General features: G+C 67.6%; 16 protein-coding genes and 1 pseudogene. 11 read left to right on the top strand and 6 right to left on the bottom strand.

What is annotated here, in order from left to right:
- Positions 1 to 763 precede the first annotated feature (763 nt).
- Positions 764 to 1054 (top strand): annotated as a pseudogene (locus tag C8E99_RS05125) (recombinase family protein); the annotation flags it as partial.
- 190 nt (positions 1055 to 1244) lie between these two features.
- Here C8E99_RS05125 and C8E99_RS05120 read toward each other — a convergent pair.
- Positions 1245 to 1859, bottom strand: coding sequence for a TetR family transcriptional regulator (locus tag C8E99_RS05120; RefSeq protein WP_170144530.1), 615 nt, complete (start codon positions 1857 to 1859; stop codon positions 1245 to 1247).
- A 231-nt stretch (positions 1860 to 2090) separates the two neighbouring features.
- Between C8E99_RS05120 and bioB the strand changes: the two genes are divergently transcribed.
- The 5 genes from bioB to bioD are packed head-to-tail and all read left to right on the top strand — an operon-like array spanning position 2091 to position 8016.
- Entirely contained in the window at positions 2091 to 3362 is a 1272-nt protein-coding gene (gene bioB, locus C8E99_RS05115) for a biotin synthase BioB (RefSeq protein ID WP_115931376.1), read from the top strand.
- A complete protein-coding gene (gene bioA, locus C8E99_RS05110) occupies positions 3359 to 4771 on the top strand; it encodes an adenosylmethionine--8-amino-7-oxononanoate transaminase (RefSeq protein ID WP_115931375.1) in 1413 nt (470 codons plus the stop codon). The genes bioB and bioA overlap by 4 nt, the downstream gene beginning before the upstream one ends.
- The gene (locus C8E99_RS05105) at positions 4758 to 5999 is read left to right on the top strand and encodes an aminotransferase class I/II-fold pyridoxal phosphate-dependent enzyme (RefSeq protein ID WP_245952097.1); all 1242 of its coding nucleotides are present in this window, start codon (positions 4758 to 4760) and stop codon (positions 5997 to 5999) included. Before bioA ends, C8E99_RS05105 begins: the two co-directional genes overlap by 14 nt.
- Positions 5996 to 7219 carry a cytochrome P450 gene (locus tag C8E99_RS15850; protein WP_170144529.1) on the top strand — a complete coding sequence of 408 codons (1224 nt, stop codon included), beginning with the start codon at positions 5996 to 5998 and terminating at the stop codon, positions 7217 to 7219. Before C8E99_RS05105 ends, C8E99_RS15850 begins: the two co-directional genes overlap by 4 nt.
- Positions 7216 to 8016, top strand: a complete 801-nt coding sequence (gene bioD / locus C8E99_RS05100; RefSeq protein WP_115931374.1) for a dethiobiotin synthase — start codon at positions 7216 to 7218, stop codon at positions 8014 to 8016. Before C8E99_RS15850 ends, bioD begins: the two co-directional genes overlap by 4 nt.
- A gap of 83 nt (positions 8017 to 8099) precedes the next feature.
- Here the strand turns inward: bioD and C8E99_RS05095 are convergent, their stop codons facing one another.
- The gene (locus C8E99_RS05095; RefSeq protein ID WP_245952096.1) at positions 8100 to 8966 is read right to left on the bottom strand and encodes a hypothetical protein; all 867 of its coding nucleotides are present in this window, start codon (positions 8964 to 8966) and stop codon (positions 8100 to 8102) included.
- 317 nt (positions 8967 to 9283) lie between these two features.
- Between C8E99_RS05095 and C8E99_RS05090 the strand changes: the two genes are divergently transcribed.
- A complete protein-coding gene (locus C8E99_RS05090; protein ID WP_115933239.1) occupies positions 9284 to 10426 on the top strand; it encodes a calcium/sodium antiporter in 1143 nt (380 codons plus the stop codon).
- Positions 10427 to 10738: 312 nt separating this feature from the next.
- Here the strand turns inward: C8E99_RS05090 and C8E99_RS05085 are convergent, their stop codons facing one another.
- The 3 genes from C8E99_RS05085 to C8E99_RS05070 form a co-directional block, all read right to left on the bottom strand.
- A complete protein-coding gene (locus tag C8E99_RS05085; RefSeq protein ID WP_091696114.1) occupies positions 10739 to 11881 on the bottom strand; it encodes an IS110 family RNA-guided transposase in 1143 nt (380 codons plus the stop codon).
- A gap of 636 nt (positions 11882 to 12517) precedes the next feature.
- A complete protein-coding gene (locus tag C8E99_RS05075; protein ID WP_211308986.1) occupies positions 12518 to 12769 on the bottom strand; it encodes a universal stress protein in 252 nt (83 codons plus the stop codon).
- 307 nt (positions 12770 to 13076) lie between these two features.
- The gene (locus C8E99_RS05070; RefSeq protein WP_115931371.1) at positions 13077 to 13505 is read right to left on the bottom strand and encodes a hypothetical protein; all 429 of its coding nucleotides are present in this window, start codon (positions 13503 to 13505) and stop codon (positions 13077 to 13079) included.
- Between the two features lie 608 nt (positions 13506 to 14113).
- Here C8E99_RS05070 and C8E99_RS05065 point away from each other — a divergent pair.
- From C8E99_RS05065 to C8E99_RS05045, 4 genes are all read left to right on the top strand, one after another.
- Positions 14114 to 14617, top strand: a complete 504-nt coding sequence (locus C8E99_RS05065; protein ID WP_115931370.1) for a DUF805 domain-containing protein — start codon at positions 14114 to 14116, stop codon at positions 14615 to 14617.
- 316 nt (positions 14618 to 14933) lie between these two features.
- Positions 14934 to 15437, top strand: a complete 504-nt coding sequence (locus tag C8E99_RS05060; protein ID WP_115931370.1) for a DUF805 domain-containing protein — start codon at positions 14934 to 14936, stop codon at positions 15435 to 15437.
- Positions 15438 to 15795: 358 nt separating this feature from the next.
- Complete coding sequence (locus C8E99_RS05055) at positions 15796 to 16227, top strand: hypothetical protein (protein WP_147301174.1); 432 nt, start codon at positions 15796 to 15798, stop codon at positions 16225 to 16227.
- A gap of 668 nt (positions 16228 to 16895) precedes the next feature.
- The gene (locus C8E99_RS05045; RefSeq protein ID WP_115930859.1) at positions 16896 to 18038 is read left to right on the top strand and encodes an IS110 family RNA-guided transposase; all 1143 of its coding nucleotides are present in this window, start codon (positions 16896 to 16898) and stop codon (positions 18036 to 18038) included.
- A 312-nt stretch (positions 18039 to 18350) separates the two neighbouring features.
- On the opposite strand, the gene C8E99_RS05040 is transcribed toward C8E99_RS05045, so the two are convergent.
- The gene (locus C8E99_RS05040; RefSeq protein ID WP_115933238.1) at positions 18351 to 19493 is read right to left on the bottom strand and encodes a calcium/sodium antiporter; all 1143 of its coding nucleotides are present in this window, start codon (positions 19491 to 19493) and stop codon (positions 18351 to 18353) included.
- Positions 19494 to 19562: the final 69 nt, after the last annotated feature.

Raw genomic sequence — 19562 nt, 5'->3', positions numbered from 1 at the left:
CAGGTCTCGTTAAGCGATCGGCATCAGGGACGGTAGGCCACGCGGCTGATCCACACGAGGTCGTCCTCGGCGAACTCCTCGGCGACGACGATGTCGAGGACCTCCTCACTGGCGAGCTCCTCAAGGTCGGCGGCCATGTGGAGGATGTGGGCGCGAAAGTTGGGCGGCCAGGTCGCCATGCATGATCGAGGCGGGCCAGTGATGCCGTAAGAAAGGATGTCGTGTTCGATCGGCTCAGTCATCCGTGGGCTCCGGGGCAAGGTCGAGATGGATGCGGAAACCGCCAGGGCGCCCTGTCATGAGCAGTTGCTCGGGCTCCCAGCCCGAGGGGGCCGTGTGCCCGGCGGCAATCCTGAGGGCGTCGGCTACCGCTTGGGGAGTGGCGTGGATGCTGTAGTCCCATGTGAATCGCTTTCGGGAGTAACCATGCGCATCAGGCATCGGGGCCCTTTCTGCATTCTGGTGGCCGGTGTAGAGGCTCCCATTCTGGCCTGACGGGAACTCCGGAAATGATCGCGGCGGGGGTCGGGAGATTGGGTTGCCAGGAGCCGCCGGCACAAGGTCGCAGCGCGCCATGTCGAGGTTGTGCCCGCAAGTGGATCCCCTTACGGCGCAGTGTCGACGTCACCTAGTCGATCAGTGAAGACCGCTTCTGACATCAGTGCCGTCGACTTCTGAATCTGACAACACTGGAGGGTGGTCATGGGCAAGTTCATTGGATACGCGCGGGTCTCCACGCGCCGACAGGACGCCGACCGCCAGGGGAGACGTCGACACCCACACGCCCATGGGTTCCATGGTGTTCACGGTGATGGCCGCCCTGGCCCAGATGGAGCTGGAGATCAAACGCGAACGCATCACCGACTCCGTCACCAAGCGCCGGGCCGTCGGCCAAGACCTCGGCGGACGACGTCAGACCTTCACCCACTCCCAGATCCGCAGCGCCGCCCACCTGATCGAGTCCTGCCAGCCCGCCGCGCAGGTCGCCCGCGATCTGGGCATGTCCCGGGCCACCCTCTACCGACGGATCCGCGAACTACCCGTTGCGACATAGCCCTTAATCGTGCCGTTTCTCAAGAACTCGACCCGTTCATGTAGTTGAGATTGCGGCGACTGAGGCAGGCCGTCGGAGACGGAACCAAGGGGAGGGCACGTCTGGAAGATCGCTGGAACCGCAGCCTAGCTGTTGTGGGGCACGACGCAGCTCGAAGAGCCCGGCCGGTACCCCGGTTGAGCTGCCGAAGTCAGCTCTCCTCGGCCCGCGGGGCGGGCATCCCGGCGAGGATGACGGCCAGGCCCCAGGCAAAGGCATCGTCACCCAGCTCGACGTGGCCGCCGACCGTGCTGGGCCCGACCTTGGTGGGGGCGTCAGCCTCGGTTCCGGGCGCGAAGACGGCCAGGCGCCGGGCCTCCTGGGCGGTGGACACGGATCCGAGCACATGGTTCAGCAGCAGGTGCCGTGCCCATTCGGCGTGCATCGGCGTGAGGCCAGCAGCCTCCAGCAGTGTCCGGAGGCGGTTCAGCGGGGCCAGCGCCGTGGGCTGCAGCGTTCTGGCTACCTGGACCACCTCTGCGCTGTCCGGCACGGGCAGGAGGGCGTGGCGGAGGCCGAAAACCAATGCCTCGATGGCCTCACGGGCGGCCGCCCGGTCGTGGGGTTCGGGGCCGTCGCCCAAGTCGTGGATTAGTCGGGCGGCCACGCTGACCAGCAGTTCCTGCTTGCTCTTCACGTGCCAGTAGAGGGCGCCGGCCTGCACGTCGAGTTCCCGGGCCAGGCGCCGCATGGACAGGTCACCGAGGCCATAGCGGGTGAGGATGCCCAGCGCTGTCTCCTCCACCTGCTCCCGGGTCAGTGCCATGCACACCATCGTAGGCTTCCGGCCACACAGTTGAACAGCGTTCAAGGATGTGCTGTACTCGGCAGCACCACAACCTGAACACTGTTCAAGGCCGAATTTCCGGCCTGCCTCCCCCGGAAGGCTCCCATGGCACAGACCGCTCCCGAGACCACACAGCCCGTGATGGCCGGCCCCGCTCCGACGGACCAGCCCACCACCGCCGAGGCTGCTCCCGTCCGCACTCCCAGCTCGATGGACCCGGCCGCGCTGGCCGCAACCGTTGCGGCGGGCCATCGGCTCACCGCGGAGGAGGGTCTGGCGGTCCTGTCCACCCCGGATGCGGACACCCTCCGGCTCGTCACCGCGGCCGGGCGTCTGCGCCGGGAGCACTTCGGCAACACCGTCAAGGTGAACTACCTCGTCAATCTGAAGTCCGGCCTGTGCCCGGAGGACTGCACCTATTGCTCCCAGCGCCTGGGCTCCACCGCGGAGATCCTCAAGTACTCCTGGCTCAAGCCTGAGGAGGCCGTCGAGCAGGCCAAGCTGGGCATCGGCGGCGGCGCTTCCCGTGTCTGCCTCGTCGCCAGTGGCCGCGGCCCGTCCAACCGGGACGTGGACCGCGTGGCCACCATGACGGACCAGCTCAAGGCCGAGCACCCCGAGGTCGAGGTCTGCGCCTGCCTGGGCCTGCTCAAGGACGGCCAGGCCGACCGGCTGCGCGAGGCCGGCGTGGACGCCTACAACCACAACCTCAACACGGCCGAGTCGAAATACGAGGAGATCTCCACCACCCACACCTACGCCGACCGCGTGGAGACCGTGGAGCGGGCCAAGGGCGCCGGGCTCTCCCCGTGCTCCGGGTTGATCGTGGGCATGGGTGAGTCGGACGAGCAGGTCGTCGAGGCCGTGCTGGCCCTGCGGGAGGTGGGCAGCGACTCCATCCCGGTGAACTTCCTGATGCCCTTCGACGGCACCCCGCTGGCGGGGACCTGGGAGCTGACCCCACTGCGTTGCCTGCGGATCCTCGCCCTCGTGCGCCTGGCCTGCCCGGACACCGAGCTGCGCCTGGCCGGTGGCCGGGAGATGCACCTGCGCGGGATGCAGGCCACCTCCCTGGAGGTCGCCAACTCCCTGTTCCTCGGCGACTACCTCACCAGCGAGGGCCAGACGGCCGATCAGGACCTCGCCATGATCGCCGACGCCGGATTCCGCGTCCTCGGCGCCGGGGAGAGGCCGGGCACCGAGACCGCCACCGCGCAGGCGGCCCCCTGGGCGGCAGTCTCTCCCCAGGCCTCCTCCCCACAGGCTAGGACGGCGGCCCCCGCACCCTGCGGTGCAGCGGCGTCCGGCGATGCGGCGGCCACGCCGTGCGGCTCGCCCGCCAGTGCGGGATCCGGCTGCGGATGCTGTTCGGCCGAGAGCGTCTCCGAGGCCGTCATCGAGGCCTCGGCCGGGGTTCCCGCCGGCGTCGAGCCCCGGATCCGCCGTCGCGGGGCCGGCACCGCCCAGGCCCCGAACGTATGAGCAGCCCCACCCTCGACCGCCCCCGGACCGACCCTGCCCCACCGGCCCCACGCTCGCTGCTGCAGCGCGACGCCGGCCTGGTCTGGCACCCCTACGCCCCCGTCGACGCCGGCGCGCTCTACGCGGTCCGCGGCGCCGAGGGGGTGCGCCTGACACTGGAGGGGCCCGACGGCGGCACCCACGAGGTCATCGACGGCATGTCCTCCTGGTGGTCCGCCATCCACGGGTACCGCCACCGGGTCCTCGACCAAGCGGCCCGCGACCAGCTCGACTCCTTCAGCCACGTCATGTTCGGCGGGCTCACCCACGAGCCCGCCGTGACACTGGCCGAGCGGCTCGTGGAGATGGCCCCGGAGGGACTGCGGCACGTCTTCCTGGCCGACTCCGGCTCGATCAGCGTCGAGGTGGCCCTCAAGCTGGCCCTGCAGGTCCAAGCCTCCCGCGGCGAGCACCGGCGCCAGCGCTTCCTGGCCCTGCGCGGCGGCTACCACGGGGACACCTTCGCCACCATGGGCGTCTGCGATCCCGAGGACGGAATGCACGCCGAGTTCTCCGGAGTGGTCCCGCAGCAGGCCTTCCTGCCCCGCCCGCCGGCCGGCCGCCTCGGTGCGGACGGGACCTGGGAGTACGACGGCGGCGCCCTCGCCTCCTGGGAGGGCCAGACCCGCGAGATCGCGGCGAGGCTCGCTCCCGAACTGGCAGGCATCGTCTGCGAGCCGGTGCTGCAGGGTGCCGGCGGGATGCACGCCTACCCGCCGGCCGTCGTCGGGATCCTCCGGCAGGTCGCAGACGAGCACGGCCTGCTGCTCATCCTGGACGAGATCGCCACCGGCTTCGGCCGGACCGGCCGGCTCTTCGCCTCCGAGTGGGCGGGCGAATGGTCCCTGCAGCGCGGCGGCGGAGAGCTCATCCCGGACATCCTCTGCGTGGGCAAGGCCCTGACCGGGGGCTACCTGACGCTGGCCGCGATGCTGTGCACCTCCGAGGTGGCCGCGGACCTGAACGCAGGACCCAACGGCGGTGCGCTGCTGCACGGCCCGACGTTCATGGGCAACCCGCTGGCCTGTGCGGTCGCCAACGCGTCCCTGGACCTGCTGACCGGTCCGGGCGACTCGCCAGCGTGGCTGGCCCAGGTGCAGGCGCTGGACGCGGGGCTCCGGCAGGTGCTCGCACCGGCCTCGGAACTGGCTTGCGTCCGGGACGTGCGGATCCTGGGCGGGGTCGGCGTCGTCCAGCTGCACGGACCCGTGGACGTGGCCGCCGTGACCCGGGAGGTCGTCGATCGGGGCGCCTGGGTCCGGCCCTTCCGGGACCTCGTCTACGTGATGCCCCCCTACGTCTCCACCGCGGCGGACGTCCGCACCCTGGGCGCCGCGATCGTCGAGGGGGTGGCCCGTGTCCACGGCTGAGGCTCCTCCCACCACCTGCCAGGACATGCCGGAAGGCGCCGGCGCTGGACCCCGCGATGCTGCCGACGCCTGGCAGGGCTGGGTCGGCTCCAGGGCCCGGGTGCGCCGGGCGCGCGACGGGGAACGGACCGACCGGCCCCTGCCACCGGGCAGCGTGGACCTGGCCTCCAACGACTACCTCGGCCTCTCCCGGGACCCGTCGATGGCCCGCGCCGCCGCGCGGGCGGCCCGGACCCACGGGACCGGGGCCGGCGCCAGCCGCGTGGTCACCGGCACCCACCCCGTGCTGCCCGCCCTGGAGCAGGACCTCGCCCGCTACGCCGGCCGCCGGGAGGCCCTGGTCTTCTCCAGCGGCTACGCCGCGAACCAGGGACTGCTCGGCGCCCTCGGCGGCAGCGGTACCCTGCTCGTGCTCGACGCCCACGCCCACGCCAGCCTGATCGACGGCGCCCGACTGTCCCGTGCGGAGGTGCGCACCACCGCACACGGTGACCTCGCCGAGGTCGAGGTGGCCCTGCGTGAGCACCGGCGCCGGAACGGCGTGCGGGCCCGCGCCGCCGTCGTCGTGGAGTCCGTGTACTCCGTTCTGGGCGACACGGCCCCGCTGACCGAGACCGCGCGGCTGTGCGCCGAGCACGGCGCACTTCTCGTCGTGGACGAGGCCCACACCCTGGCCGCCGTCCCGGGAGGCTCCGCCGTCCGGGCCGAGGGCCTCTCCGACGCCGGCCACGTCCTGGTCACCGCGACGCTCTCCAAGGCGCTCGGTGCTCAGGGCGGGGCGGTGCTGCTCGGCGGGGAGGGTGCCGGTGCCTGGCGCGACCACCTGCTCAACACCGCGCGCACCTTCCTCTTCGACACGGCCCTCGCCCCGCCGGCGGCCGGCGCCGCACGCCGTGCCCTGGCCCTGGCCGACGAGCGGCGGATCGGCCGGCTGATCGCCAACGCCGAGGTGGCGCACCGGGTCCTGGCCGGCCATCCCGTCACCGCGGACCGGGTCGAGCGCGGGGCGGGCGCGGTGCACTCCGTGCGCATGCGCAGCCCGGGCGGTGCGGTGCGCTCGGCCGAGGTTCTGCGCGCCCGCGGCATCGCCGTGGGGTGCTTCCGCCCACCGAGCGTCCCGGACGGCATCGCCCGGCTGCGCATCACCATCCACGCGGACCACGACCGGCGCCGGCTCACCCGGGCGCTGGAGACCGTGGCCGAGACCATCAACCGGGAGGACACATGAGCTGCCCCTTCGCCCCGACACAGGCCACCGTTCCATCGACCGCGCCGCTGGCGACCCGACTGGCCGACGCCTTCCCGGAGCAGGTCACCACCCGGCATCGCTTCGTGGAGGATCCGTACACCGTCCGGGAAGTCCTGCGCCGGGCAGCGGACTTCGTCCCGGACAACGCCCTGAAGACCGTCATCCCGCTGGCATCGCCGACGTTGCGCCGACTGGCCGCCGCCAGGTTCAGCCTGCCGCCCGTGCTGGCCAGCGCCTCCGGGCCGGAACACAGGACGGTGCGCCGGGTCGCCGCCCGGTTCTTCAGCCCGGCCCGCGTCGCCGCCCAGGCCGAACCGGTCGCCGCACTCGTCCGCTCCGCCTGCGCCGGCATCCTGCCCCGGCTCACGGCAGGCGAGGAGATCGACCTCGCGCAAGAGGTGGCCGGGATCGTCCCGCCGGTGGTCGTCTCCACCCTGACCGGCGTGCCAAACCCCCCGCACGCCCAACTCAAACGCTGGAGCCGGGACTCGCTCGAACTCTTCTGGGGCTGGCCCGACTCCGCCCGTCAGCTCGAGCTGGCCAGCAGCGCCGTCGACTTCCACGCCTGGCTCGACGAGGCGGTGGAGCACTGCCTCGAAGAACCCAGCCCGCATCCCGGCTCCGGTCCGGTCCCCGGCGCGGTCGTCGGGCTGCCCGGTGGGCAGAACCTCTTCCAGGCCCTGGACACAGCCGACGTCGACCGTGACCGGATCCGCTCGCTCGGCTACTTCCTGGTCATCGCCGGCCAGGAGACCACCGCCATGCTCGCCCAGACCGTGCTGGGCACCGCCCTGGTCGACGGGGTGTGGGCCGACTGCGCCGACCCGTCCACGGGGCTGGAGAGCTCCCGCGCCGTGGTCACGTCCGTGCTAGCCCAAGCCTCCTCAGTCCCGACCTGGCGCCGCGTCGTGGTTGCCGATACCCGCGTCGGTGACGAGGACTTCACCGCGGGAGAACACCTCGTGCTGCGGCTCTCCGGCGGGGAGCTCGGCGAGGCGGGGGACTCGTCGCTGGCGTTCGGCTTCGGGCTCCATCGATGCCTCGGGGCGGGCCTGGCCGAGCTCGAAGCGACCGTCATCCTGCATGAGTGCGCCAAAGCACTGCCGCTCATCGAGCTGTTGAGCGTGCCGGACTGGGGCCACCTGCTGTCCTTCCAGGCCCCACACGCCTTGCCGGTGCGAACTCGGTCGGCGGCATGAACGGCTCACTGCTGTGCGTGACCGGGACGGACACCGACGTCGGCAAGACCGTCGTGACGGCCTGCCTCGCTGCCACCGCGCTGACCGCGGGAGATCGCGTGGCCGTCTACAAGCCCACCCAGACCGGGGTCGGCCCGGACGAACCAGGCGACGTGGACACAATCGCGGCACTACTGGGCCACCCGGACCGTCTCACCGTGGCCGAGGGCGTCCGCATGGGACCGGCCATGGCCCCCGTAGACGCCGCACTGGAGTCCGGTGGAACAGCCGCAGCAGCTGCGCTACCCGGACGCAACTGGCACCTGGACCGGATCGCCGCCCTGCAGGCAGACCACGAGACCGTCCTCGTCGAGGGCGCCGGCGGCCTACTCGTACAGCTCACCCCGGACGGCGCCACGATCGCCGACCTCGCCCTTGAGGCCGACGCCGCCCTGGCCGTGGTAACCCGCCCCGACCTCGGCACCCTCAACCACACCGGATTGACCCTGGAGGCCATCCGGCAACGGAGGGTGCACCCGGGACCGCTGATCATCGGCAGCTGGCCGGCGCAACCCACGGCAGTCCACCGGACCAACCTGCACCGCCTGCGCGAGGCCGCCACGGAATACCGGCACCCGTGGGGCGGAGCGCTTCCGGCAGCGCTCGACACCACCACGGTGGAGAGCATGTACCGTGCCGCTGCGGGGCTAACCGGGACACTGAGCGCCGCAGAGGGGTTCCTTCAGGCTCCATCGATTGACCCAGGTTCACACCCAGCGCCGGCCACCCGATCGAGCCGACTGCCGTTGTTCGGATAGGCCTCGCACGGTCCGCTGGCGGTGGACACTCACCGGCCGCTGAGGGATCCCCAGCCGGACAGTTCTCAAGGGGACTAGTTGGGTCAGTGTGTGGTGCTCGCCCAATTCTCCTGATCGGGAGAGCGTTGCCATTCCTGGCGTGGGTTGTCCCACTCGCGTGCGGCATCTGTCAGCCAGATCGTGGTGTCGGGGTTCCACCCCGCGATGACCGTCGAAAGGTCAGTGTCGACGTGCAGTGCACGATTGGCATTACTGAGGTAGGCCAGGGCTGTCAGGTGCACCGCGTCCCACCGCTCGGCGACCTTCTCCCAGTCCGGGATCACCCACCTGCCGTCGTACCCGGTACAACGGAACCAGTCATGACGCCGTGATGCAGTGACCTCCAAGGGGTGCTCAAGGCACAGTGCCACCCAATCGGCCTCGGCGCGAACCTCATAGGTTCGGCCAATACCACGCACGGGGATGACTGTGGCGTGTTCCCAGCCGAAGGAGTCCTCGATGAGGTTCAATCCCAGCGGTATCTGCCCGACCGACTGAATGGTCCCTTGCGGGAAGGACCACCACGTTCCCGACCAGTTGGCGTGAGGGTTTCGGAGTCTTTTCCACTCGGAGCGGACCTCTTCAGCTCGTGTACCGAGGGCCCATTCAGCCAGCGCTTGGCGTGGTTCTCTGGGCAATGGTGCCGGATCGTCTGCTGATCGCCAGTCGATGGTCCATTGTTCGACCTGCCGGCTCTGTGACCACCACTTCGTAGAGGGCGACGTGATCACGTGCTGGGCGATGGGGGCAAGGGCTTTTCTCACCTCGGGGAGCGCTGCGAGGGCGTCCTCGCCGTCCGGTTCCTGCCAGGGACGAGACGTATCCACCGCTCGAGCCAAAGCACGGTCGATCACCTCAGCGCCCGCCATGGTCACGTCGAGCGCAGCCAGGGCAGTGATGAGGTCTGTCATGGAAGGCCTCGGTGGCGGCTCGCTAGCCTCACCAAAAGTGGCCTTCAGCATCACTCGGGACGTTCCCTTGCCCGGATCCAGGTCATGGGCGAGCCAGAACGCGGCAACCCTGACCTCAGGGCTCAAATCCATTGCCATCTCAAGGCACAGTCGTCGTCCACGAGGTCCGACCAACAGCGCATCAGCGTCCGCAACCATCTGCTTACCCTACGTGCGACACCCCACCACTGGCCCGTAAGCCGATCCTCATGCGGGTGCTCAACCGGGTCGATGGAGTGCTCATCGCGACTCGGGTTGTGATCCGTAGACTCCTACTTATGGACTTTCTAGACCTGGGGCGGATCATTGTCGGGTTGGTGCTGCTGGTGCTGGGCGGGGAGGTACTGGTGCGAGGGGCCTCCGCCTTGGCTCGTCGAGCGGGGGTTTCCTCCCTGGTGGTCGGGCTCACCGTGGTCTCGGCGGCCACGTCGGCGCCCGAGCTTTCGGTGAGTATCGGTGCGGTCCTGCGCGACGAACCCGGACTGGCGGTGGGCAATGTGGTCGGCAGCAACATTGCTAACGTCTTGCTCATTCTCGGCCTCTCCGCTCTAGTGCTGCCGCTGGCCGCGACACAACGGTTGGTGCGCTTTGATCTCCCCCTGATGCTTTCTCTGTCCGCGGCGTTGCTGCTGGTCTGCCTCGACGGGGTGGTCAGCGCGGTAGACGGGCTAATCCTGTTCGGTGCCGTGGTCGCTCACACCGTGCTGACCGTCACCATCGGCCGCAGAAGGACACAGTCCAAGGCCCCTGTTATGCAGCTGGCTGAGGGTTCCCTGGGTATCGGCACCTCCGCCCAGGCCCAGAAATTGCCTGTGGCCTCGAGCGGAAAGTCGATTCTGCTCGTGGTGTTCGGAGTTGCTCTCCTGGTAACCGGGGCCACGCTCCTCGTCGAGGGCGCGGTGAACACCGCCACCACGCTCGGGGTGAGCAGCCTAGTGGTCGGTTTAACCGTCGTGGCCATCGGCACATCTCTGCCTGAGCTGGCGACTTCCCTCATCGCCGTGCGCCGTGGCGAACGTGACTTGGCGATTGGCAACGTGGTCGGCAGCAACATCTTCAACATCGGAGTCGTGCTCGGGTTGCCAGCCATGATCTCCCTCGAGGGCATTCCCGTATCCAGCGCCGCCCTGGCCTTCGATATCCCGGTAATGTTGGCGGCCGCGATCGCCTTGCTGCCCGTAGCCTTCACCGGCTTCACGGTGGCGCGATGGGAAGGCGCCCTGTTCGTAGCCCTGTATCTGGTTTACCTCGGGTATCTCATCCTGGCTGCCACCGCACACGACGCACTGGAAGGATTTACCGCCGTGATGGCATGGTTTGTCCTCCCATTGATCACGGTGACGCTGATCGCCTTCACCGCATACGAAATCGGGCTGCGTAAGGGCCGACAAGGCAGCGGCACAACCCCCCGTCCGTCCTGACCACAAGCCGCTGACTGATATGTAGCTTCGTTTGTCAAGTGGCAGAGAAGAACGACTCCGGACCAGTCGGTGTCCGGGGCCGTTCTTCATGTACCGCTGCGGTGGTGGGGCGTAGGCGCGTCTTGTCGACGACAGGGTCAGACTGATATTCGCGGGTTGGGTACCGCATGACGATTGTTCGGCAGGAGCATTCCGAGGTCTAGAGTCGGGCGTCGCCGGGACCGGGGTCTCGGTTGTCCATAGTCAGGTCTCGGGTTGGCTCCACGTGCTGCCTCATCGCCCCACGCGGTCCGCAGGGTACGTTCAGGGGGTTCAGGCCGCGTTCATCGCGGCTCCTTCCGGCACCGGCCAGGCCTTGTCCTGGACGGCTTGTTGTAGCGGTGCGGCGACCGACCAGCACCAGCCGGCCAGTTCCCGGGCGATGGCGGTGTTGGCCTTGGTGCGCAGCTTGTCTCGGGCGTTGAACCGCTCCCAGGCCCGGTGCAGACGCCGGTTGCCCTCCAGCGCCCGGATCCGGGTTGCCGAGTCCACGAGCTGGAGCTGGCGCAGCAGCCTGGTCCCGGGGCGTCTGAACGGCCGGTCGTGTTGCCAGGCGGCTTCCACGAGCAGGCGCCGGGCGTAGGTGTTGCCGGCCTTGGTGATCGGGCCCTGGGCCCGAGAGGCCCCGGAAGAGTGCTCGGAGGGCACCAGCCCCAGGTAGGCGCCGATGGACGATCCGGTGAAGCGGGTCCAGTCGCTGATCTCCACGGCGAGCCCGTAGGCGGTGGTGATGTCGATCCCCCGGAAGCACATCAGCGCGTTGATCACCTGCGCATACTCGGAGTTCTTGGCCTGTTCGGTGATCTCGGCCTCGAGCCGCTTCAGATGCTGCATCAGCAGCACCTGCTGCTCGAGGTAGGACTCGAGGGTCGATGCCGTGGCCGTCGAGTCGAAGCGTTGCCGGCCCAGCCAGGCAAGGTGTGGGCTGGTCCACCGGCTCTTCTCCGGGTAGTGGAGTCCGTGGCGCAGCAGCAGCGAGTTGATCCGCTGCCGGCAGTGGGCCAGGTCCTTCGCCGCGGCCATCCGGGCTCGGGAGAGGTCCCGCAGCCCTTCCTGGCCCAGGGTGGGAACCCGCACCTGGGTGATCTGGCCCAGCGAGAGGATCCTGGCCAGGCCCATCGCGTCGCGCTTGTCCGTCTTAACCCGGTCGCCGGGGGCGCGCAGCAGTTTGGACGGGGCCGCGACCACACAGTCGATGCCGTGTAGGCGCAGGTGCCGGGCCAGCCCGAAGCCGGTAGGTCCGGCCTCGTAGACCACTTGCAGATGCTCGGGGTCGAAGCGTTCCAGCCAGGCGGTCACGGCCACCGGGTCGCAGGCCATCTTGTCCCGGACGATCTCGCCGGTGGCCGTGTCCAGGGCACAGGCGACGACGTTCTGAGCATGCACATCCAGCCCCACATAAGTACGATCGAACATGTCGGGACCTCCCAAAGATTCAACTGTGGCACTACCAGTCAATCCCCGTCACCGGGCGACCGGGAAGGGAAGCACGGCCGGCAACCCACGCAATGTTGAACAGTGCAGGTCCCGACCTCCCTTCACCTCATAGCGTCTAGATCAACCCGGGCCTGTCAATACCGCGCGCCCCCCCCAGGCACCAGATAGTCGCCCCCCCCGATCAGCGCCAGACCCAGTGTCTAGTGGCCACCTGCATGGACACCCGGCCTGTAATTCAGATGACGTCACGAGGTGGCCTGAGTATTGGATCAGAGGAATCAACTCTGCAAGCCTCCCCAGCACACTGGCCGGCCATCACCTGCACCCCAACACCGTCATAGAGCGGCTGCGCGACCTGGGCGTCAACCCCTCAGCGCCCGCCACCGAGCCATCGGTGAGCTCGTCCTCGAATGCCCGCCCTCGCTCGTTGCCGAGGTCCTCGGCTACAGCACGCAGGTGGCTTTCCTCCACGCGAGCAAGGCTGCTGAGCCATGGGCCCGATGTGCCGGCCGATCCGTCAGGTCGCCCTGAGCGTCCCGAAAGACGATGGCTCCATGGGTCTTGGACAGTCTTGTTGGCGGAAGGACCACCCTGCCCAAAGCCGGCAGCGGAAGATTAGCCAGCCTCGTGCGAGCTGATGTCCGGCACCACTAGGACGGGTGAGATGACGTGTTGCAGGAGGGCTTGGCTGACCGAGCCGCGGAGCAGGCCGGGCAGGCCGCTGATGCCTCGTGTTCCGACGACGAGCAGCCAGCTGTCCCGCGCCGCCTCGGTGATCTCGTGGACTGGGCGGCCGGACAGCGTATGGACGCTGCACCTCAATCCCTGGTGCTTCGCCTGGAGGCGGGCCAGGAGATCGGGGAGCACGGGCTGGCCCTCTGTGGCTGGGTCTACCGTGACGGCGTCCAGGGACCGGTTGTGCCGCTGGGCCATGTCGGCCGCGGCGGAGCTAAATGGTGGCTCACACTATTTACTCAGTCGTGACCGTTCGGCGAAGGGTTTGTGGCACCCGTTCAAATAGGTCGGCCGAGCGTTATACGGGCTGGGGTTCGCGTCCATAAGGGGATCCCTTTACGGCGCGGAGGCTGGTTGCGAGGCAAGGGACGCGGTGACAGATAGCGCTGGGCGGATTCCATTTATGGTTGCAATCCTCCGACTGAAACGGGGCCTGCTATCAGAACGACTGTGGGTGTGGCACAACAGGGGCCGGATGCAAGAGTTGGGAATCGCTTCGGCCGGTGACTTTCTTCGCCCATTCGACGCCCGGCCGGGTTAGGCACAGCATCGTGTTCATGCGGTTACCCTCAAGGTCTGCCCCCGTCAGCTCGTGCAACAGACGGTCCTTCAGTGACTGCCCCCGTTCTGCCCAGAACACCAGCCCTTTGGGATCCTTATACTGGCCGACCCGGATCAACCCTAGGGACTCCATCCAGCACAGCGTGTCAACGGCCCACTGATCGAGGGTCCTCCAGGTGCATCCACCAATATCGAGGTACGACTCGGCCTCCGCGCCGACATCCTGCATCGCAACCCAGCTGTCCAGGGCAGGGTCCGCCAGCGCCTCGGCTATGGCGTGTAGGTCTGTTTCCTTGAGGTCGGGCATGAGCGCTGCCACCTTCCAGCCAGATATGGGCCTCTACTGCATTATGCCGGCGAACGCCAGACTCTCGTCGACTCCCCGCGGAGGGTGGTCGCCACCATCGACATCATCGGGGTGAGAGCTGGCCGCTTGGCCGACGTGGAGTGGGCACATGTGCTGGCCGGGAGGAAGGGCACCACTTCGTGGCCCAGTGGCGGCAGGCGCAAGAGGCTTTCTGGACAGCGGCGTCACCTGATGCGGGGGCCGGCGATCATCGGCGCGCCATAGACGGCGACACGATGGTGGTGCTGGAACGATCCCGGGCGCTGCAGGTAAAGACTCATCTCGAGATGGAGCGGACCATTCATTCTGGCGGCACACAAGCACACCGATAACCCCCACATTCCAATCATTTCCGCGGCGCACAGACCGATTTATCAGACCAGGTCTCAGCCGCGTCCGGAGGGGATCCATCTGCGGGCCAGAATCGTCACACATATAGCCTTCGACGGGTCGGGTCCATCGATCGGGCGCCGTAAGTCGTTCTGCAACCGAAACCGCTTTGGAGCGCGTGGCTGTCACTTCATGCGGACGTTCGCGTCCACGCACGACACCGGCAGTAGAGTCACGACATGGCCTTTACTGCGTTGGAGACCTCGCCAAGAGCCCCGCTTCCGGGTGCCTCCCTCGGTGTGGCCATGTGGAGGTTCGCGGCCAACGCCTTTCGTCTGCGTGGGCGGGCAAGTCGTGGAGAGTACTGGTGGTGGATGCTCGTGAACGTCGCCGTTTTGGCCACCAGCCAGATCATGGTGCCCGCTGCGGTCGGCGGCGCCCCGCCGCAGCCAACGCTTTTCCTTGGGCCCTTCGGTTCATCGCTGTTCGCGGACCTCGAGCTCATGTCCTGGCATTCAGCAGATTCTCCCGGTTCTCCCCTCGGTGCCTTCTCGCTGCTCGTCGCCGACCTCTGGCTCCTCCTCACGCTCATCCCAGGCTTGACGGTGGCGGTGCGACGCCTCCACGATTCCAACCTCACCGGTTGGTGGGCGCTCCTGGCCTTCTTCCCCCCGGGGCAGCTCGTTCTGTTGCTGATCGCCCTCCGCCGGCCGCGCCTGGAAGGAGCCAGATTCGACGCATGAGCAACCAGCCGCTGGCCAGGCCGGACCCCATCATCCCTCGCGCAGCGTCCCGCGGTCCCCGTCCGGTGTTGTGCCCGGCTTGCCTCGCCGACCATGACAACTCCCTCCCTCGGTGTCGCAAGAATGACTGGAATCCGCCGTTCCGGTTGAGGATCCATCTGCGGGCCAGAATCGTCACACATATAGCCTTCGACGGGTCGGGTCCATCGATCGGGCGCCGTAAGTCGTTCTGCAACCGAAACCGCTTTGGAGCGCGTGGCTGTCACTTCATGCGGACGTTCGCGTCCACGCACGACACCGGCAGTAGGGTCACGACATGGCCTTTACTGCGTTGGAGACCTCGCCAAGAGCCCCGCTTCCGGGTGCCTCCCTCGGTGTGGCCATGTGGAGGTTCGCGGCCAACGCCTTTCGTCTGCGTGGGCGGGCAAGTCGTGGAGAGTACTGGTGGTGGATGCTCGTGAACGTCGCCGTTTTGGCCACCAGCCAGATCATGGTGCCCGCTGCGGTCGGCGGCGCCCCGCCGCAGCCAACGCTTTTCCTTGGGCCCTTCGGTTCATCGCTGTTCGCGGACCTCGAGCTCATGTCCTGGCATTCAGCAGATTCTCCCGGTTCTCCCCTCGGTGCCTTCTCGCTGCTCGTCGCCGACCTCTGGCTCCTCCTCACGCTCATCCCAGGCTTGACGGTGGCGGTGCGACGCCTCCACGATTCCAACCTCACCGGTTGGTGGGCGCTCCTGGCCTTCTTCCCCCCGGGGCAGCTCGTTCTGTTGCTGATCGCCCTCCGCCGGCCGCGCCTGGAAGGAGCCAGATTCGACGCATGAGCAACCAGCCGCTGGCCAGGCCGGACCCCATCATCCCTCGCGCAGCGTCCCGCGGTCCCCGTCCGGTGTTGTCCCCGGCTTGCCTCGCCGACCATGACAACTCCCTCCCTCGGTGTCGCAAGAATGACTGGAATCCGCCGTTCCGGTTGAGGATCCCCGACCGGCACACGAGTCGGCTGCGGCGTGGTGGCCTTCCGGTGTGGGGCGATTGTGGGGTGCAATGCCTGTTGCCCTGGAGGCTGTCAGGAATGCGAGGTGCATTTTACCTGTGGCGAATCCATGGGTGAGGCCAGGGGCAGTCGGACGGCGGTTGGCTGGGACCTCAGGATTTGGTGCCTTTGGTGACAGGATGAGGACCATGTCTGAGCTCGATCCCAACGTCCGGCAGGAGGTGGTGCGTCGTGTCATGGTTCTTGGCTGTGAGGACTGGGTTCGATTCCGTGAGATCGAAGGGATCGTCCTAGACGTCATGACCGAAACTGCCGGAATCACTGCACTCGACCCGGACAATAGCCGCGACTCCGGACTTGCGACATCGCTGGCTGTAGAGGTGTCCGTAAGCATGTGCGACGAGGGCTTGCTGACCCCGGGCCGGTATGAGAGCGCAGGGTTTTGCCGGTGGAGCGAACGCGGTGACGCGCTACGCAGGCGAATTATGGACCATGTGCGCGCGCCCTGGACGGAACCGGTGGCCTGCATCGTCAACGTCATGTTTGATCCAACGAAGGCGGGAAGACAGTTACTGGCCACCGCTGAAACAGTCGCCGATACCCCCAGGCCGATGGACTAAGTGATGCCAACGAGAAGACGGTTCCGCGGGACCCGGGTTTCTCGCCGGTGTTCAGAGACTGGCCTCTTGAGGGCGGGTTGTCGACCGCCCCATAAGGGGATCGTCTTTCGGGACGCTCAGGGCGACCTGACGGATCGGCCGGCACATCGGGCCCATGGCTCAGCAGCCTTGCTCGCGTGGAGGAAAGCCACCTGCGTGCTGTAGCCGAGGACCTCGGCAACGAGCGAGGGCGGGCATTCGAGGACGAGCTCACCGATGGCTCGGTGGCGGGCGCTGAGGGGTTGACGCCCAGGTCGCGCAGCCGCTCTATGACGGTGTTGGGGTGCAGGTGATGGCCGGCCAGTGTGCTGGGGAGGCTTGCAGAGTTGATTCCTCTGATCCAATACTCAGGCCACCTCGTGACGTCATCTGAATTACAGGCCGGGTGTCCATGCAGGTGGCCACTAGACACTGGGTCTGGCGCTGATCGGGGGGGGCGACTATCTGGTGCCTGGGGGGGGCGCGCGGTATTGACAGGCCCGGGTTGATCTAGACGCTATGAGGTGAAGGGAGGTCGGGACCTGCACTGTTCAACATTGCGTGGGTTGCCGGCCGTGCTTCCCTTCCCGGTCGCCCGGTGACGGGGATTGACTGGTAGTGCCACAGTTGAATCTTTGGGAGGTCCCGACATGTTCGATCGTACTTATGTGGGGCTGGATGTGCATGCTCAGAACCTCGTCGCCTGTGCCCTGGACACGGCCACCGGCGAGATCGTCCGGGACAAGATGGCCTGCGACCCGGTGGCCGTGACCGCCTGGCTGGAACGCTTCGACCCCGAGCATCTGCAAGTGGTCTACGAGGCCGGACCTACCGGCTTCGGGCTGGCCCGGCACCTGCGCCTACACGGCATCGACTGTGTGGTCGCGGCCCCGTCCAAACTGCTGCGCGCCCCCGGCGACCGGGTTAAGACGGACAAGCGCGACGCGATGGGCCTGGCCAGGATCCTCTCGCTGGGCCAGATCACCCAGGTGCGGGTTCCCACCCTGGGCCAGGAAGGGCTGCGGGACCTCTCCCGAGCCCGGATGGCCGCGGCGAAGGACCTGGCCCACTGCCGGCAGCGGATCAACTCGCTGCTGCTGCGCCACGGACTCCACTACCCGGAGAAGAGCCGGTGGACCAGCCCACACCTTGCCTGGCTGGGCCGGCAACGCTTCGACTCGACGGCCACGGCATCGACCCTCGAGTCCTACCTCGAGCAGCAGGTGCTGCTGATGCAGCATCTGAAGCGGCTCGAGGCCGAGATCACCGAACAGGCCAAGAACTCCGAGTATGCGCAGGTGATCAACGCGCTGATGTGCTTCCGGGGGATCGACATCACCACCGCCTACGGGCTCGCCGTGGAGATCAGCGACTGGACCCGCTTCACCGGATCGTCCATCGGCGCCTACCTGGGGCTGGTGCCCTCCGAGCACTCTTCCGGGGCCTCTCGGGCCCAGGGCCCGATCACCAAGGCCGGCAACACCTACGCCCGGCGCCTGCTCGTGGAAGCCGCCTGGCAACACGACCGGCCGTTCAGACGCCCCGGGACCAGGCTGCTGCGCCAGCTCCAGCTCGTGGACTCGGCAACCCGGATCCGGGCGCTGGAGGGCAACCGGCGTCTGCACCGGGCCTGGGAGCGGTTCAACGCCCGAGACAAGCTGCGCACCAAGGCCAACACCGCCATCGCCCGGGAACTGGCCGGCTGGTGCTGGTCGGTCGCCGCACCGCTACAACAAGCCGTCCAGGACAAGGCCTGGCCGGTGCCGGAAGGAGCCGCGATGAACGCGGCCTGAACCCCCTGAACGTACCCTGCGGACCGCGTGGGGCGATGAGGCAGCACGTGGAGCCAACCCGAGACCTGACTATGGACAACCGAGACCCCGGTCCCGGCGACGCCCGACTCTAGACCTCGGAATGCTCCTGCCGAACAATCGTCATGCGGTACCCAACCCGCGAATATCAGTCTGACCCTGTCGTCGACAAGACGCGCCTACGCCCCACCACCGCAGCGGTACATGAAGAACGGCCCCGGACACCGACTGGTCCGGAGTCGTTCTTCTCTGCCACTTGACAAACGAAGCTACATATCAGTCAGCGGCTCGTGGTCAGGACGGACGGGGGGTTGTGCCGCTGCCTTGTCGGCCCTTACGCAGCCCGATTTCGTATGCGGTGAAGGCGATCAGCGTCACCGTGATCAATGGGAGGACAAACCATGCCATCACGGCGGTAAATCCTTCCAGTGCGTCGTGTGCGGTGGCAGCCAGAATGAGATACCCGAGGTAAACCAGATACAGGGCTACGAACAGGGCGCCTTCCCATCGCGCCACCGTGAAGCCGGTGAAGGCTACGGGCAGCAAGGCGATCGCGGCCGCCAACATTACCGGGATATCGAAGGCCAGGGCGGCGCTGGATACGGGAATGCCCTCGAGGGAGATCATGGCTGGCAACCCGAGCACGACTCCGATGTTGAAGATGTTGCTGCCGACCACGTTGCCAATCGCCAAGTCACGTTCGCCACGGCGCACGGCGATGAGGGAAGTCGCCAGCTCAGGCAGAGATGTGCCGATGGCCACGACGGTTAAACCGACCACTAGGCTGCTCACCCCGAGCGTGGTGGCGGTGTTCACCGCGCCCTCGACGAGGAGCGTGGCCCCGGTTACCAGGAGAGCAACTCCGAACACCACGAGCAGAATCGACTTTCCGCTCGAGGCCACAGGCAATTTCTGGGCCTGGGCGGAGGTGCCGATACCCAGGGAACCCTCAGCCAGCTGCATAACAGGGGCCTTGGACTGTGTCCTTCTGCGGCCGATGGTGACGGTCAGCACGGTGTGAGCGACCACGGCACCGAACAGGATTAGCCCGTCTACCGCGCTGACCACCCCGTCGAGGCAGACCAGCAGCAACGCCGCGGACAGAGAAAGCATCAGGGGGAGATCAAAGCGCACCAACCGTTGTGTCGCGGCCAGCGGCAGCACTAGAGCGGAGAGGCCGAGAATGAGCAAGACGTTAACAATGTTGCTGCCGACCACATTGCCCACCGCCAGTCCGGGTTCGTCGCGCAGGACCGCACCGATACTCACCGAAAGCTCGGGCGCCGACGTGGCCGCCGAGACCACGGTGAGCCCGACCACCAGGGAGGAAACCCCCGCTCGACGAGCCAAGGCGGAGGCCCCTCGCACCAGTACCTCCCCGCCCAGCACCAGCAGCACCAACCCGACAATGATCCGCCCCAGGTCTAGAAAGTCCATAAGTAGGAGTCTACGGATCACAACCCGAGTCGCGATGAGCACTCCATCGACCCGGTTGAGCACCCGCAT

This window comes from Citricoccus muralis, from assembly GCF_003386075.1.
GTDB lineage: Bacteria > Actinomycetota > Actinomycetes > Actinomycetales > Micrococcaceae > Citricoccus > Citricoccus muralis.
The sequence above is the reverse complement of the archived record's forward strand: the minus strand, read 5'-3'. Positions and strand labels throughout refer to the sequence as shown.

Excerpts from the sequence above, each read along its gene's own strand:
- C8E99_RS05120 (WP_170144530.1), bottom strand. The coding sequence starts at position 1,859 with ATGGCACTGACCCGGGAGCAGGTGGAGGAGACAGCGCTGGGCATCCTC.
- bioB (WP_115931376.1), top strand. The coding sequence starts at position 2,091 with ATGGACCCGGCCGCGCTGGCCGCAACCGTTGCGGCGGGCCATCGGCTC.
- bioA (WP_115931375.1), top strand. The coding sequence starts at position 3,359 with ATGAGCAGCCCCACCCTCGACCGCCCCCGGACCGACCCTGCCCCACCG.
- C8E99_RS15850 (WP_170144529.1), top strand. The coding sequence starts at position 5,996 with ATGAGCTGCCCCTTCGCCCCGACACAGGCCACCGTTCCATCGACCGCG.
- bioD (WP_115931374.1), top strand. The coding sequence starts at position 7,216 with ATGAACGGCTCACTGCTGTGCGTGACCGGGACGGACACCGACGTCGGC.
- C8E99_RS05095 (WP_245952096.1), bottom strand. The coding sequence starts at position 8,966 with ATGACAGACCTCATCACTGCCCTGGCTGCGCTCGACGTGACCATGGCG.
- C8E99_RS05090 (WP_115933239.1), top strand. The coding sequence starts at position 9,284 with ATGGACTTTCTAGACCTGGGGCGGATCATTGTCGGGTTGGTGCTGCTG.
- C8E99_RS05085 (WP_091696114.1), bottom strand. The coding sequence starts at position 11,881 with ATGTTCGATCGTACTTATGTGGGGCTGGATGTGCATGCTCAGAACGTC.
- C8E99_RS05070 (WP_115931371.1), bottom strand. The coding sequence starts at position 13,505 with ATGCCCGACCTCAAGGAAACAGACCTACACGCCATAGCCGAGGCGCTG.
- C8E99_RS05065 (WP_115931370.1), top strand. The coding sequence starts at position 14,114 with ATGGCCTTTACTGCGTTGGAGACCTCGCCAAGAGCCCCGCTTCCGGGT.
- C8E99_RS05060 (WP_115931370.1), top strand. The coding sequence starts at position 14,934 with ATGGCCTTTACTGCGTTGGAGACCTCGCCAAGAGCCCCGCTTCCGGGT.
- C8E99_RS05055 (WP_147301174.1), top strand. The coding sequence starts at position 15,796 with ATGTCTGAGCTCGATCCCAACGTCCGGCAGGAGGTGGTGCGTCGTGTC.
- C8E99_RS05045 (WP_115930859.1), top strand. The coding sequence starts at position 16,896 with ATGTTCGATCGTACTTATGTGGGGCTGGATGTGCATGCTCAGAACCTC.
- C8E99_RS05040 (WP_115933238.1), bottom strand. The coding sequence starts at position 19,493 with ATGGACTTTCTAGACCTGGGGCGGATCATTGTCGGGTTGGTGCTGCTG.